Consider the following 13,774-nt stretch of genomic DNA (forward strand, 5'->3'; position numbering starts at 1 on the left):
ACCTTGACGATGCTTGGGGTGGAGGGGGGCGGCCATGAGGGCCAGTCAGCCACCTGGAAGCAGGAGCGCGTGCTGTGTCGTCTTTGGGCGAGGGTTCCCAGGTCTCCGTCTCTCAATCCGGTTCCACATCTCCCCTGAAAGAGGAGGACGCAGCCCGGCGCTATCAGCTCGCGCCGCTGCGCCTCACGCCCCATCCGCCGTGGATGGAGCGGATGCTGGAGGCGCTGCGGCCCGCCTGGGAGGCGGCGTGCACGCCGGAGCTGTTCCGGGACACCGCGGAGGGGCGGCACCCGCCGCTGCGCGCCTGGCAGCACTTCCTGGTGCGGTGCTTCCCCATCGTGGAGCGGTTCCCCAAGTACATGGGGCTGTCGCTGGCGAAGACGACCTACGGCGTGCGTCCGGGCGACGCGAGCATCCGCCGCTGGCTGTTGCAGAACCTGAGCGTGGAGGCCCGCCACGCCGAATGGTGGATTGACTGGATGCAGGCGGCGGGCGTGGACGCCGACAAGGCCTTCCAGGTGCCGCTGACGCCCGAGGTCCAGGCGCTGCACCGGCACCTGCTGGAGGCGTGCCGGAACGGCACCCTGGCGGAGGGCATCGCCGCCGCGAACTGGGCCATCGAGGGCGTGACGGGGGTCTGGACGCGCGCGGTGGTGGAGCCCTTCGCCGCGTATGCGCGGGACGGCGTGCGCATGGATTCGCACACGCTGCGCTGGCTGCGGGCGCATGCCCGGTATGACGACGCGCATCCCGACGAGGCGCTGGAGATCCTCAAGCTGACCGTGGATGAGAGCACCGGGGAGCCCGCGCTCGTGCTCAGCGCGGCCCGGCGCTCGCTGGAGCTGCTGGAGCGCGTGTTCGCGTCCTGCGGCGAGGTGTGAGCCGGCCCGTGGGCGGAAGTCCCACGGGCCGGTGATGACTTGAAGTCGCGAGACAAGTCCGGCCCGCCGTTCGTCGGGCCGGAGGGGGCGTGCGCAGATGAATGAAGCCGAAGGCGTCCGAGACCTGGCCTGGCGCGGGATGTGGCTGTTCCTCCGGTGGGTCCTGCCGCCCTCCATCCTCTGCGCGTACCTCATCGCGATGACGATGGGGCTGTCGAGCCAGGAAGGCGTGCGCGTCACCGCCACCGTCCTGCCGTTCATCGTGCTCGTGTTCGGGCTGCTCCACCCCTACGTGACGCTGCGCTGGCTCGCGGGCTGGGCGCTGCGGCGCCGTGAGGAGGATGTCCCCGGGGACCGGCTGCGGCGCATCCTGGAGCTGCCCTGGCGCTCCATGGTGTTCACCACCTCCGCGGCGTGGACGCTCGGGGGCTTCTTCTTCAGCCTCCCGGTGTGCGTGTGGTTCGGCAAGGACTGGTTCCGGCTGGGGCTGGGCACGCTCATCGCCTTCTGCTTCGGCGTGGTGGTGGCGTTCCCGTTCGGCCTGGGCCTGGAGCGCCTGACGCTGCCCTGGGCGCTGCGGGAGCAGGGCCTGAATCCGGAGGTGGCCCCCGCGGGCTCGGGGCTCTTCTGGCCCCGGCAGGTGTGGTTCCTGCCGCTCACCTTCCTGTCCACCATCTTCGCCACGTTGATGCTGAGCGCGTGCGTGGTGGTGGTGAAGCTGTTGGGGGTGCGCGCCCAGCTGAAGGAAGTGCTGCTGGCGGACGGCGCGGTGCTCTCCGCCTCCCGGCTGGATGACGTGGGCGGTTCGCTGTTCGCGGAGCTGGGCTTCGCGCTGCCGTGGGTGTGTGCCCTGGTGTTCATCCTGCCGGCCTTCACCACGTGGATGCTCGCGCGGCGGCAGGCCGTGAGCGCGGGCGCGGTGCACGGCGCCCTCTCCGGCCTGGCGTCCGGGCGCATCCGTTCGCCGCGCTGGGTGTCCACGGATGAGATGGGCGACCTGGCGTCGGGGATGAACGGGGTGCTGTCCCGGCTGCGGCGCTTCCCGCGGCTGCTCCGGACCTCCGCCCAGCGGCTGGGCGAGGCGGGCACGGACCTCCGGGTGTCCAACGAGGAGCAGCAGCAGGGACTCAGCCGGCAGGCGGCGGCGCTGCACGAGGCGCGGGTGACGTCCGAGGAGCTGCGGCGGGCCGCCGGGGTGGCCTCCGACTCCGCGGAGGAGGTGCTCCGCGTGGCCCTCCGCGCGGAGACGCTGGGCAATCAGGGGGAGGCCGCGGTGGTGCAGAGCCTGGAGGGCCTGGCGGCCATCCAGGGCGTGGTGTCAGGCATCCAGGAGCGGCTGTCCCGGCTGGAGGAGCGCACGGCGCAGATTGGAGAGATCACGGAGGCGGTGAAGGACCTGGCGGACCAGACCCACCTGCTCGCGGTCAACGCGGCCATCGAGGCGGCGCGCTCGGGCGAGGCGGGCCGGGGCTTCGCGGTGGTGGCGCGGGAGATGCGCGCGCTGTCGGACCAGTCCGTCCAGGCCACGCGGCGCATCCGCACCATCCTCATGGACATCGCCCAGGGCATCCGCGACGCGGCGTCCATGAGCGAGCAGGGCGGCGCGCGGGTGGCCGCGGGCCTGGACCAGATGCGCGCCTCCGGTGACTCCCTGCGCGCGCTGTCGAAGAGCTCCCAGGAGAGCTCCGCGGCCGCGCGGAGGATCGCCAACGCGGTGACGCGGCAGAACGCCGCCTTCGCGCAGATCGCCACCGCCATCGCGGACCTGTCACAGCTCATGGACGGCACCCTGCGCAGGCTGTCCGCCACGCAGGAGGCGACGCGGACGCTGCAGGTCGTCTCAGGCGAGGTGGGGCAGATGGCGATGCAGTTCGAGGTCCAGGAGGAGGATCCGGTCAGCGCGCCCGAGCCGCACCCTCCGCGGGAACGGGACAGGGCAGCGTGAGCGTGAAGACGGTGTCGCCGGGCGTGGAGCGCAGGGCGAGCTCACCGCCATGAGCGCGGACGATCTTCCTCGCGAGCGGGAGGCCCAGGCCCGTGCCCTGCTCGCGGGTGGTGAAGAAGGGCTCGAAGATGCGCTCTTGCTCCGCTTCGGGGACGCCGGGGCCGGCATCCTGGACGTCGATGGCGTAGCCGCCGTCGCGCAGCTGACCTCGGACGCGCACGCGGCTGCCGGCGGGCGCGGCCTGCACGGCGTTCTTCACCAGGTTCACGAGCGCGGCGGTGAGCAGGCTGCCATCCGCCTCCAGGTGCGCGGGCGCGGCGTCCACGTCCAGGGTCACGCCCTTGCCGCTGGCCTCCACGGCGAGCAGCTCGCACGCGCTGGAGAGGAGGTCCGGCGCCTCCATGGGCGCGCGCGCCAGCGGCTGTTCGCGGGCGAAGGCGAGGAAGTCCTCGACGATGCGCTGCAGGTAGGTGACCTCGCGCTGGATGCGGTCCACGTGGCTGTTCGCGTCCGCGTGGGCCCCCGCGCGCAGGTCCTCGCGCAGCAGGCCGGAGAAGAGCGCGATGCCGCCCAGCGGGTTTCGCACCTCGTGGGCCACGCCCGCGAGCATGAGCTTGAGCTGCCGGTCCCGGCCCTCCAGCGCGCCGCGCATGACCTCCAGCTCTCGCGCGAGCACGCCGATCTCTCGCGTGGGCTCCGGAGGCACCGGCGTGGTCAGGTCCCCCCGTCCGATGCGCAGCGCGGAGTCCATCAGCCGGCGCAGGGGGCGGGCTAGGCCCTGGGCGGTGATGACGGCGATGACGGCGAGCGCGAGCAGCGCCACCGCGCTGGCCATGACGAAGGTCCGCCACAAGCGCCGCAGCGGGCCGAAGAAGGCGGCGCTGCCCTCCACGCCAATGGCGCCCACCACCTGTCCGTCCTGCACCACGGGCGCGTAGCCCGTCTTGTAGAGCAGCCCGTCGGAGCCGGTGAACAGGACCTCGCTGGCGGCGCGCTTGCCCGCGAGGACGCGCGTCAGCTCCAGCCGGTCGCGCGCGAGCTCCGGCACCTCGGTGCCCACGGGCAGGTTGCCGCCCACGTCCGTGCGCACGCGGCCCCGCGCGTCCACGGCGTACACCCGGCGCACGCCGCTGGCGGAGCGCACCCCCTCCAGCAGGCGCACCAGGTTGCGCCAGGTGCGGGTCCCGGACACGTCGTCACCGGGTTCGATGGTGAGCATGCGCTCGCCGCTGACCTGGCTGGCGGTGGCGGCGGCCAGCGCGGACAGGCTGGCCCCCAGCTCGTCCTCCAGGCTCGCGCGGGCGAGCGCGTACACGGAGGCCCCCGCGAGGGCCAGGAAGAGCAGGGTGGGCAGGAGGAACGCCACCAGCAGCCGCGCCGACAGCGAGCCCAGCGCGTCCCGCAGGCGGGAGGAATGGGGGCGATGCTTCATCCGGGCGGCGCTCCTCGCACCCCCACATCAAACGGCATGCCCCAGGCGCTGGCCAGTCCTCGTTCCCGGGCGCGCGCCTTGCCTCGCGCGGGGGCTCACGTCCCGCGGTGGCGCGGTCCGCGCGGGCGGCTTCGGACGTCAGGAAGGGGCTGGCGAGGCACGTCAGTCCCGGCTGGTAGCAAGGACTGCTCAGGGGGGCTCGACATGCCGGAGGGATGGCTCGCGAAATTCAGCGGAGGTCTGGTGCTCATCCTGACGCTCGGGGGCTGCGCGACGCCGGGTGTCCATGCCCTGCCGGTGGGGATGCACGGCTACGGGCGCTACCACGGTGCTTCCGCGCCCGCGTTCGCGAAGGACACGACCGTCGCGCGCCGCGTCTCTGGCGGCGCCGTGGGCCGCGAGGCGCTGGGCCGCTACCTCGCGTTCATCCGCGAGAAGCGGGTGTCCTTGATGCAGCCCGCCGTGATGGAGGTGGATCGCCAGGAGGGCCATGCCGTCCTGAACGAGCTGCTGCTCTGGGCCTCCTCGCGGCCCGAGGAGGACCTCGCGAAGGACGCGCCGCTGGAGGTGTACCTGCGGCTGAAGGCCCGGCATGCACGGTGGCTGCAGGCGGTGCGGATGCGCGCGGCCCAGGTGGAGGCCTCCCGCCGCGACCCGGCTCGGCTCCACGCGGACCCCGGGGTCTTCCCTGCTCTTCCGCCCCTCACGGAGCCCCCGCGCCTGTCCCCGCCTCGGCCCCCGCGCTGAGGCGGGCCGTCAGTCGAACATCGCGGCCAGCGCCTCGCCCAGCGTCTCCACGCCCACCACCTGGAGCTTGTTGGAGGACTCCAGCCGCCGCGCGCTGCCGGCGGGCAGCACCACGCGCTGGAAGCCCATCTTCGCGGCCTCCGCGAGCCGGGGCTCCACCTGGCCCACAGCGCGCACCTCGCCCGCGAGCCCCACCTCCCCCAGCACCAGTGTCTTGGCATCCAGCGGCCGGTTCTGGAGGCTGCTCACCAGCGCCGCGCACACCGCCAGGTCGCACGCCGGCTCGCTCAACTGCATGCCGCCCGCCACGTTGACGAACAGGTCGCAGCCCACCAGCGGAATCTCCTCCTTCTTCTCCAGCACCGCGGCCAGCAGCGCCACGCGGTTGCCGTCCACGCCGATCGCCGTGCGGCGCGCGGTGCCGTAGCCCGTGGGCGCCACCAGCGCCTGCACCTCCACCAGCAGCGGCCGCGTGCCGTTGAGCGTGCTGGTCACCACGCTGCCGGACTTGCCCTGCGGCCGCTCGGAGAGGAACAGCGCGGAGGGGTCCGCCACCTCCACCAGCCCCACGCCCTTCATCTCGAAGACGCCGATCTCGTTGGTGCTGCCGAAGCGGTTCTTGTGCGCGCGCAGCAGGCGGAACGGGTGGCCCCGCTCGCCCTCGAAGTAGAGGACCGTGTCCACCATGTGCTCCAGCACCCGGGGACCCGCGATGGACCCTTCCTTCGTCACGTGCCCCACCAGGAACGTGGGCACCCCGCTGCGCTTGGCGAAGGCCATCAGCCGGCCCGCCACCTCGCGCACCTGGGTGATGCTCCCCGGGGCGTTGCCCAGCTCCGGCAGGTACAGCGTCTGGATGGAGTCCACCACCAGCGCCTGGGGCTTCAGCGCCTCCGCCGCCTGGAGCACCCGCTCCGCGTCCGTCTCCGCGAACAGGTGGATGGCGTCGCTCTCCACCCGCAGGCGCTCGGCGCGCATCTTCGTCTGGCGGAGGCTCTCCTCGCCCGACACGTAGAGCACCGGCCCGTGCCGCGACAGCTTGTCCAGCGCCGCCAGGAGCAGCGTGGACTTGCCGATGCCCGGGTCGCCGCCCAGCAGCACCAGCGAGCCGCCCACCACGCCGCCGCCCAGCACGCGGTCGAACTCCGCGATGCCCGTGCGCCGGCGCACCTCCGTCTCCCCCGTCACGTCCTGCAGCCTCACCGGCCGGGAGGCGCCCCCCGACGCGCCCCACGCCGGGCGCTTGTCGTCCACCTTCGCTTCGGTCTCCTCCAGGAGCGAGCTCCAGGCGCCGCAGTCCGGACACTTCCCGAGCCACTTCGCCGTCTGGTAGCCGCAGGCCTGACAGGTGTAGTGCGTCTTCGCCTTCGCCATGGGTTGAGCTGTCTACCCCAGACCCCTGACGTTTCCCCGTCCCGCGTGGACGCCATGGCCGCAGGGCAGGCAGGCGTCATGTCGTGGATCAGGTAGCGAGTTGCCCCACAGGGTGGGGCATCCCACGTTCTGCTCCACGGGCGTCGCGCGGAGCGAGCCCCCACACAGGGAGAGTGTCATGGGGATTATCGCGTTTCTGGTGATTGGTCTGGTCGCGGGGCTCATCGCGCGCGCCATCATGCCGGGCAACCAGTCGATGGGGCTCATCGCCACCACGCTGCTGGGCATCGCCGGCTCGTTCGTGGGCGGCTTCGTGGGGTCGCTGTTCTCCAGCGACGGGCGCGTCTTCGACCTGCACCCCACCGGCCTGCTGTTCTCCGTCCTGGGCGCGCTGGTCGTGCTCTTCCTCGTGGGGCTCGCCGGCCGCGGACGCCGCGTCCACGTGTAGTTCACGCGGGGCATCTCCCAGCCGCCGCGGCAGGGACACCGCGAGGGACGTCCGTCACGCACGGGCGTCCCTCTTCTTCCGTCCCCACCGGCCTCCCCCACGGGGGGCCCGCTCGGGACGGCGGCTCGTCAACCCCCTGTCGCGAGAGCGTTGACAATGGCCTCCGGGCCACGCACCGTCGGCCTCCTGACGTCTCTCAAGGAGCCCGCATGTCCGACACCGCCGAGTCCTTCCACGGCCACGCCCACCACGCCGCCCCCGCCCCGGAAGGGGTGGTGGTGCGACACGACTGGACGCTCGCGGAGGTGAAGGCCCTGTACCAGCTGCCGCTCCTGGACCTGGTGCACCAGGCGCAGACGGTGCACCGGCGGGTGTTCGTGGAGAACAAGGTGCAGCTCTGCTCGCTGCTCTCCATCAAGACGGGCGGCTGTCCGGAGGACTGTGCGTACTGCCCTCAGGCGGCGCGCTACAAGACGGGCGTCAAGGCGGAGAAGCTGATGGCGGTGCCGGAGGTGCTGGCCGCCGCGACGCAGGCCCGCCAGGCCGGGGCCACCCGCTTCTGCATGGGCGCGGCGTGGCGCGAGGTGAAGGACGGGCCGCAGTTCGACAGCGTGCTGGAGATGGTGCGCGGCGTCCGGGCCCTGGGCATGGAGGCGTGCGCCACGCTGGGCATGCTCAGCGACAGCCAGGCGAAGCGCCTGCGCGAGGCGGGCCTGTCCGCGTACAACCACAACCTGGACACGTCGCCGGAGCACTACGGCGACATCATCTCCACCCGCACCTATGACGACCGTCTGAAGACGCTCGACCGGGTGCGCGACGCGGGCATCTCCGTGTGCTGCGGCGGCATCATCGGCATGGGCGAGTCCGTGGACGACCGCTGCAACCTGCTGCGCACGCTGGCCAACCAGGAGGTGCACCCGGAGTCGGTGCCCATCAACGCGCTCGTCCCCGTGGACGGCACGCCGCTGGCCGACCAGCACCGCGTGGAGTCGGTGGACATGGTGCGCACCATCGCCACCGCCCGCCTGCTGATGCCCCAGGCCATGGTGCGCCTGTCCGCGGGCCGCATGCAGATGAACGAGGAGGCCCAGCTGCTGTGCATGATGGCGGGCGCCAACTCGCTCTTCTTCGGGGAGAAGCTGCTCACCACCGGCAACCCCGAGTACACCCAGGACATGGCGCTCCTGGAGAAGGCGGGCATCCGCCCCCTGGAGCCCCGGCAGGACCGGTGAGCGCCACCGCTTCCGTCGCCGACGGCTGGGCGCGCGAGGACCTGGAGGCCCTGAGCGCGAAGGGCCTGCGCCGCGCGCTGGAGCCGCTCGACTCGCCCCAGGGCGCCCAGGTGCGCCTGGGCGACGGGTGGCTCATCAACTTCTCCTCCAACGACTACCTGGGCCTCGCGGCGTCCCCCGCCGTGCGCGCCGCCGCCGCGTCCGCGCTGGAGCGCTACGGCGTGGGCACCGGCGCGAGCCGGCTGGTGGTGGGGGACATGGTGCCGCACCAACGGCTGGAGGCGCGGCTCGCCCGCTTCGAGCGCGCGCAGGCCGTGCGCCTCTTCAACTCCGGCTACGCGGCCAACACCGGCATCCTGCCCGCGCTGGTGGGCCCCGGCGACGCGGTGTTCTCCGACGCCCTCAACCACGCCTCGCTGGTGGACGGCTGCCGGCTGTCGCGCGCGCGCGTCGCCGTCTATCCGCACGCGGACGTGGCCGCGCTCCGCCGCGCGCTGGAGGAGACGCCCGCGCGCCGGAAGCTGGTGGTCACCGACAGCGTCTTCTCCATGGACGGGGACGTGGCGCCGCTCCGCGCGCTGGTGGAGGCGTGCGAGGCCCACGGCGCCGCGCTGATGGTGGACGAGGCGCACGCCACCGGCGTCCTGGGCGCCCGCGGCGCGGGGCTGTGCGAGGCGCTGGGCCTGGAGGACCGGGTGGACCTGCGCATGGGCACGCTGAGCAAGGCGCTGGGCGGCCTGGGGGCGTACGTCGCCACCTCGCGCGCCGTGGCGGACCTGCTGGTGAGCCGCGCGCGCCCGTTCGTCTATTCCACCGCGCTGCCCGCCGCCCTGTGCGCCGCCGCCGAGTGCGCGGTGGACCTGGTGGAGCACGACCCCGCTCCGCGCGAGCGGCTGTGGGGCCACATCCACCGCTTCACCGACGGCCTGCGCGCCCTGGGGCTGCCCGCCGAACCCCGGAGCGCCATCTTCCCGGTCATCCTGGGAGAACCCGCGCGCGCGCTGGACGCGGCGAAGCGCCTGCGCGAGGCGGGCCTGCTGGTGAAGGCCATCCGTCCGCCCACCGTGCCGGAAGGCACCAGCCGGCTGCGCTTCTGTCTCTCCGCGGCCCACACGACGGACCACATCGACCTGGCGCTGGAGGCCCTGCGCCGGGTGGGAGTCTCCCATGGCCCCTGACGCCTTGCGCTTCTTCGTCACTGGCACGGACACCGGCGTGGGCAAGACGCAGGTGTCGTGCGCGCTCCTGTCGCTCCTCAAGGACGCGGGCCTCCAGCCCCAGGGCTTCAAGCCCTATGAGAGCGGCTGTGCTTCGCTGAAGGCGCCCTCGGACGCGCTGGCGATGCGCGAGGCCGCGGGCAGCACGCTGCCGGTGGAGGCTGTCTGCCCGCACCGCTTCCGCGCGCCGCTGGCGCCGGGCATCGCGGCCTCGCGGCTGGGCCAGGAGCCGGACTTCCAGGTGACGCTGGAGGCGTGGAGGCGGCTGAAGGGCGGGACGGTGGTGGTGGAGGGGGCAGGGGGGCTCTTCGTCCCGGTGGACTCGAAGCGCGACGTGGTGGACCTCATCCAGGTGTTCCGCTTGCCGGTGGTGCTGGTCGCGCGCGCGGGGCTGGGCACGCTCAACCATGTCGCGCTGTCGCTGGAGGCGCTGGCGTCCCGGAGGGTGTCCGTGCGGGCCGTGGTGCTGTCGCGCGGAGTGCCCGGGCGCGACCTGTCGGAGCGGGACAACCGGCGCTACCTGGAGGCCCGCCACGGGGTGGAGGTGCTGGGGCCGGTGCCCTACGTGGCGGACGCGCGCAAGCGCCATCTTGCGTTCCGGCGCGCGCTGGCGCCGCTGGTGCCCGAACGCGCGCGGGCCCGATAAATCGGCCTCCGCCGCGTTCGGCTTGAGGGCGCGTGCTACAGGTCGCGCAAGTTTTCGCGTGGTGGTGGCCGCGAAATGGACGTCCCGTTTGTTCCGCGCGAGAAAGCCGGCACGAATGGCGGACATCATCGACATCACGCTCCTCGCGGACGTCCGGCGCTTCTTCCAGAAGCTCATTGAACAGCGCGGCCTGTCCTACTTCCTACAGAAGGACGGTCCTCGGCTGTTCCAGCTCGAACCGTCCAAGGTCGAGCTGGTCCTGCGCACCGCGATCCGCACCCGGAACCCGGAGCTTCCCCAGCCGCACGAGAAGGCCATCGACCACTGCCGGCAGGAGCTGCGCCGCGAGCTCATCCGCCGCGTGGCCAGCGCCATGCTGCAGACGGGGCTGTGAGCCGCTTCTCGCTCCGCACCGCCTTCGCGCGCACTCCCAATCCGCTCTCCCAGGCCGTCGCCGAGCGCCACGCGCGCGGGCTGAGCGTCCTGGACCTCGCGGAGACCAACCCCACCCGCGTGGGGCTGCCCCTGCCCGACGCGGACCTCCTGGCCCGCCTCCCGGCCTCGCCCTTCCTCTACACGCCAGAGCCCTTCGGCCTGGCGCCCGCGCGCGCGGCCGTGGCGTCCCACCTGTCCCAGCGGGGCTCGCCCGTGGACGCGGCGCACGTGGTCCTGGGCGCCAGCACCAGCGAGGCCTACGGGTGGCTCCTGAAGCTCCTGTGCGACCCGGGAGACTCCCTCCTGGTCCCCGCGCCCGGCTACCCGTTGGTGGACGTCCTCGCGCGCCTGGAGGGCGTGCACGCGCGGCCCTACCGCTTGCCCGCGGTGCATGGCTTCGGGCTGGACGTGGAGCAGGTGGAGGCGGCCCTCGACGCCCGCACGCGCGCGGTGTTGGTGGTGAACCCCGGCAACCCCACCGGCCACTTCCTTCACGAAGGGGAGCTCGTCGCGCTCGCGGACGTGTGCGCGCGCCACGGTCTGGCGCTCATCTGCGACGAGGTCTTCTGTGATGCGGGCTGGGACACGGAAGCGGGGCGGGTGACGTCCGTGGCGGGCCGGGCCCTTCCCTGCCTCACCTTCGCCCTGTCCGGCCTGTCCAAGGTGGCGGGCCTGCCCGGCCTGAAGCTCGCGTGGCTGCACGTGGGCGGCCCCGCGCACGCGCGCGACGAGGCCCTGGCCCGGCTGGAGGACGTGGCGGACGCGGCCCTGTCCGTGGCCACGCCCGTCCAGCTCGCGCTGCCCGCGCTCCTCGCGCACGCGCCGCGCTTCCAGGAGGCGCTGCTAGCGCGGGTGAAGGGCAACCGGGAGCGGCTCGTCCAGGCGCGCCCGGCGGACGCGGCCTGGGACGTGGTGCCCGCGCACGGCGGCTGGAGCGCGGTGCTGCGCATCCCGCGGGTGCCCGGCGAGGAGGCCACCTGCCTGCGGCTCCTCGACGAGGGGGTGCGCGTGCAGCCGGGGTACTTCCACGACTTCGGCGGCGGTGCGTACCTCGTGCTGTCGCTGCTGCCGACGCCCGAGGTCTTCACCGCCGCGCTGGGGCCGCTGGCGCGGGTGCTCAGTCCGCCGGCGGGGTGATGAGCTGGATCGTCTTGAAGCCGCTGCTCTCCACCTTGAACAGCTCGTACGGAGAGGGCGCCTCACCCGTCTCGTTGTTGAAGTCCAGGTCTCCGCTGGCGCCCTTCACGTTGATGGTCTTGCCCGCGCGCAGGTCGTCGCGCGCGTTGGTGAACTGCACCGGGCCCAGCGAGTAGCTGGTGGCCGTCTGCCCCGTCGCGGGGGTCACCTTCGTGAGGCCCTCCGCGATGCGCGTGCCGGTGACGGGCTGCGGGTTCTTCAGGTCGTTGCCCACCGCGTACGCCGCGCCCAGCGTCACCAGGTACATGGCGTCGTAGGCGTGGGCCGTGAAGGAGAACTGCGCGGGGTCCGTCTTGTAGGCCGTGACGAAGCGGCTGTTGAAGAGCTGGTAGACGGAGTCCTGCGGCCGGGCGGACGCGGGCGCCGTGCCGTACGCGCCGACGATCTCCGACTTGCTCGTGCCCAGCGACGTCAGGAGCGTGGGGTCCTTGCTGGCGTCGGTGAGGAACCACCGGTTGCCGTTCGCCACGGACACGCCCGCCGCGGACGCCGCCTGCAACAGGCGCGCGTTGTCCTCGGTGAAGCCCGCGAGCACCGTGAGGTCCGGCTTGGCCTCCACCAGCCGGCTCACCGCGCCGGACACGTCCTTGTTGCGCTCGTACTGCGCGCCCGTCAGCGTCTTCGTCTTCAGCCGGTCCAGCAGCGCCGAGTACAGGCCCTGGCCGTAGGTGTCGTTCACGTACGCGACGCCCACCTTGGCGGGGGACGTGAACGTGTTGCCCGGGTCGTTGATGGCCGTGGTGCCGCTGAGCACATCCGCGATGACGCGGCCCTGGAGCAGGTCCGAGGGCGTCGTGCGCCACACGAGCCCCACCGTGCCGCCGTTCTTGTCATCCAGCGCGGTGAAGGCGGCGCTGGTGGCCGTGTGGCTCATCACGAGCACGTTCTTCGGGATGGTGATGCTGCTGATGCCGATGGTCTGCGCGCTGCCCGCGCTGAACACCGCCACCACCTGCTTGTCATTCACCAGCCAGCTCGCCTGCGTCTTGGCGTTGTCCACGTTGGCCTGCGTGTCGCAGATGTACAGGACGAACTGCCGACCGCCCACGCCCTCCAGCGCGTTCACCTCGTCCAGCGCCAGCTTCAGCGCGTTGAGCCGCTGCTGTTCGATCTCCGAGGCCCCGCTCGCGTTGGTGAGCGGCACCACCGCGCCCAGCGGAATCGGGTTCGCCGAGGAGGTGGCGCCCACCACCTGGCCGCACCCCGCGGGCTGTGGCAGGCAGTAGCCCGAAGTGCAGACGCTGTTGGCGCCGCAGTCACCGCTCGTCACGCATTCAGACAGGCCGCCCGCCGTGGTGAAGCTGCACCCGGAGGCCCACAGCGCCATGCCCAGCGTCATCATTCCCAGCGCGCGCATCAGAAACGACCCTCCATGCCGACCCCGGCACCGCGCGGCGCGAGCGTCACGCGGACCTCGCCCTGCGCGGGGGGGCCTTCTTTGGGATACAGGATGATGGCGGTGATGGCCCCCGCCAGGCCCACGCCGAAGCCGATGTCCGCGAGCAGCGCCTTGCTCTTCGTGCTGTCGGAGAGCCGCTGCTTGTCCGCGAGCGTGGTGGCGTTGTCGAACTGGTCGCGCTGGTCGCGCGCCTGCAGGCCGAACAGCACGCCCGCGCCCACGCCCAGCACCGCCACGCCGCCCGTGGCGAACGCGGCGATGCGCTGCTGGCGGTAGGACTTCATCGCGCGGTCCAGCTCCGCCTGACGCTGGCGCTGGTTCTCCTCCTCCGCCCTGCGGGCCGCCGCCTGCTCCTCGTCCGCCTTCTGCCGCGCGGTGTCCGCCTCCGCCTCCAGCCGCTTGCGGTCCGCGTCCGCCACCGCCTGCGCCTGGTCCTCGCGGTCCAGTTGCACCCGCAGCCGGTCGATGGCGCGGTTGCTGTTCTTCAGCAGGGCGGGGTCGGTCTCCTCGCTGGAGGACGTGACGTACTGGCGATAGAAGGTCATCGCCTCGCGGGGCTCGCCCGCGTACTCCAGCGCCACGGCGATGTTGTAGACGAGCCGCGGGTGCGGCTGCGCCTCGTTGGCCTGCTTCAGCGCCTCGGCGGCCTCGCGGTACTTGCCGGCGTCATAGAGGCGCTTGCCCTCCTTCAGGAGGGCCGGCACGTTGACCTTGGCTCCGCCCCGCTGCGCCAGGGCCGAGCCCGGCGCCAGCGCGAGCGCCAGCGACAACACGAAAACCAGTCTCATGGGGCGCACAGCCTACCGCCGAACATTCCG

General features: G+C 72.7%; 13 protein-coding genes. 9 read left to right on the forward strand and 4 right to left on the reverse strand.

Features of this window, described 5'->3' with window-relative positions:
* Window positions 1-74 precede the first annotated feature (74 nt).
* Window positions 75-881 carry a TenA family transcriptional regulator gene (locus tag FOF48_RS01065; RefSeq protein WP_143897853.1) on the forward strand — a complete coding sequence of 269 codons (807 nt, stop codon included), beginning with the start codon at window positions 75-77 and terminating at the stop codon, window positions 879-881.
* Window positions 882-978: 97 nt separating this feature from the next.
* Window positions 979-2,826: a methyl-accepting chemotaxis protein gene (locus tag FOF48_RS01070; RefSeq protein WP_143897855.1), complete on the forward strand. Its 1,848-nt coding sequence runs from the start codon at window positions 979-981 to the stop codon at window positions 2,824-2,826.
* On the opposite strand, the gene FOF48_RS01075 is transcribed toward FOF48_RS01070, so the two are convergent.
* The gene (locus tag FOF48_RS01075) at window positions 2,777-4,258 is read right to left on the reverse strand and encodes a HAMP domain-containing sensor histidine kinase (RefSeq protein WP_143897857.1); all 1,482 of its coding nucleotides are present in this window, start codon (window positions 4,256-4,258) and stop codon (window positions 2,777-2,779) included. The two genes, FOF48_RS01070 and FOF48_RS01075, sit on opposite strands and share 50 nt — an antisense overlap.
* Before the next feature lie 204 nt (window positions 4,259-4,462).
* Here FOF48_RS01075 and FOF48_RS01080 point away from each other — a divergent pair, with 204 nt between their 5' ends.
* Complete coding sequence (locus FOF48_RS01080; RefSeq protein ID WP_143897859.1) at window positions 4,463-5,005, forward strand: hypothetical protein; 543 nt, start codon at window positions 4,463-4,465, stop codon at window positions 5,003-5,005.
* Window positions 5,006-5,014: 9 nt separating this feature from the next.
* Here FOF48_RS01080 and radA read toward each other — a convergent pair whose 3' ends face one another.
* Window positions 5,015-6,379: a DNA repair protein RadA gene (gene radA, locus FOF48_RS01085; protein ID WP_143897861.1), complete on the reverse strand. Its 1,365-nt coding sequence runs from the start codon at window positions 6,377-6,379 to the stop codon at window positions 5,015-5,017.
* Window positions 6,380-6,557: 178 nt separating this feature from the next.
* On the opposite strand from radA, the gene FOF48_RS01090 reads away from it, so the two are divergent.
* From FOF48_RS01090 to FOF48_RS01115, 6 genes are all read left to right on the forward strand, one after another.
* Window positions 6,558-6,827, forward strand: coding sequence for a GlsB/YeaQ/YmgE family stress response membrane protein (locus FOF48_RS01090; protein WP_120597359.1), 270 nt, complete (start codon window positions 6,558-6,560; stop codon window positions 6,825-6,827).
* A gap of 209 nt (window positions 6,828-7,036) precedes the next feature.
* Window positions 7,037-8,062 carry a biotin synthase BioB gene (gene bioB / locus FOF48_RS01095; protein ID WP_143897862.1) on the forward strand — a complete coding sequence of 342 codons (1,026 nt, stop codon included), beginning with the start codon at window positions 7,037-7,039 and terminating at the stop codon, window positions 8,060-8,062.
* Entirely contained in the window at window positions 8,059-9,240 is a 1,182-nt protein-coding gene (gene bioF / locus FOF48_RS01100) for an 8-amino-7-oxononanoate synthase (RefSeq protein WP_143897863.1), read from the forward strand. The genes bioB and bioF overlap by 4 nt, the downstream gene beginning before the upstream one ends.
* Entirely contained in the window at window positions 9,230-9,925 is a 696-nt protein-coding gene (bioD, locus tag FOF48_RS01105) for a dethiobiotin synthase (RefSeq protein ID WP_143897865.1), read from the forward strand. Before bioF ends, bioD begins: the two co-directional genes overlap by 11 nt.
* A 115-nt stretch (window positions 9,926-10,040) precedes the next feature.
* Window positions 10,041-10,319, forward strand: a complete 279-nt coding sequence (locus FOF48_RS01110; RefSeq protein ID WP_143897867.1) for a hypothetical protein — start codon at window positions 10,041-10,043, stop codon at window positions 10,317-10,319.
* Complete coding sequence (locus FOF48_RS01115; RefSeq protein ID WP_143897869.1) at window positions 10,316-11,497, forward strand: pyridoxal phosphate-dependent aminotransferase; 1,182 nt, start codon at window positions 10,316-10,318, stop codon at window positions 11,495-11,497. Before FOF48_RS01110 ends, FOF48_RS01115 begins: the two co-directional genes overlap by 4 nt.
* Here the strand turns inward: FOF48_RS01115 and FOF48_RS01120 are convergent.
* Both FOF48_RS01120 and FOF48_RS01125 read right to left on the reverse strand, forming a co-directional pair.
* Window positions 11,478-12,914: an ABC transporter substrate-binding protein gene (locus FOF48_RS01120; RefSeq protein ID WP_143897871.1), complete on the reverse strand. Its 1,437-nt coding sequence runs from the start codon at window positions 12,912-12,914 to the stop codon at window positions 11,478-11,480. The two genes, FOF48_RS01115 and FOF48_RS01120, sit on opposite strands and share 20 nt — an antisense overlap.
* The gene (locus FOF48_RS01125; RefSeq protein WP_143897873.1) at window positions 12,914-13,744 is read right to left on the reverse strand and encodes a hypothetical protein; all 831 of its coding nucleotides are present in this window, start codon (window positions 13,742-13,744) and stop codon (window positions 12,914-12,916) included. The genes FOF48_RS01120 and FOF48_RS01125 overlap by 1 nt, the downstream gene beginning before the upstream one ends.
* Window positions 13,745-13,774: the final 30 nt, after the last annotated feature.

This window comes from Corallococcus sp. Z5C101001 (assembly GCF_007352635.1).
Taxonomy (GTDB): Bacteria; Myxococcota; Myxococcia; order Myxococcales; family Myxococcaceae; genus Corallococcus; species Corallococcus silvisoli.

Excerpts from the sequence above, each read along its gene's own strand:
- FOF48_RS01070 (WP_143897855.1), top strand. The coding sequence starts at position 979 with ATGAATGAAGCCGAAGGCGTCCGAGACCTGGCCTGGCGCGGGATGTGG.
- FOF48_RS01075 (WP_143897857.1), bottom strand. The coding sequence starts at position 4,258 with ATGAAGCATCGCCCCCATTCCTCCCGCCTGCGGGACGCGCTGGGCTCG.
- FOF48_RS01080 (WP_143897859.1), top strand. The coding sequence starts at position 4,463 with ATGCCGGAGGGATGGCTCGCGAAATTCAGCGGAGGTCTGGTGCTCATC.
- radA (WP_143897861.1), bottom strand. The coding sequence starts at position 6,379 with ATGGCGAAGGCGAAGACGCACTACACCTGTCAGGCCTGCGGCTACCAG.
- FOF48_RS01090 (WP_120597359.1), top strand. The coding sequence starts at position 6,558 with ATGGGGATTATCGCGTTTCTGGTGATTGGTCTGGTCGCGGGGCTCATC.
- bioB (WP_143897862.1), top strand. The coding sequence starts at position 7,037 with ATGTCCGACACCGCCGAGTCCTTCCACGGCCACGCCCACCACGCCGCC.
- bioD (WP_143897865.1), top strand. The coding sequence starts at position 9,230 with ATGGCCCCTGACGCCTTGCGCTTCTTCGTCACTGGCACGGACACCGGC.
- FOF48_RS01110 (WP_143897867.1), top strand. The coding sequence starts at position 10,041 with ATGGCGGACATCATCGACATCACGCTCCTCGCGGACGTCCGGCGCTTC.
- FOF48_RS01120 (WP_143897871.1), bottom strand. The coding sequence starts at position 12,914 with ATGCGCGCGCTGGGAATGATGACGCTGGGCATGGCGCTGTGGGCCTCC.
- FOF48_RS01125 (WP_143897873.1), bottom strand. The coding sequence starts at position 13,744 with ATGAGACTGGTTTTCGTGTTGTCGCTGGCGCTCGCGCTGGCGCCGGGC.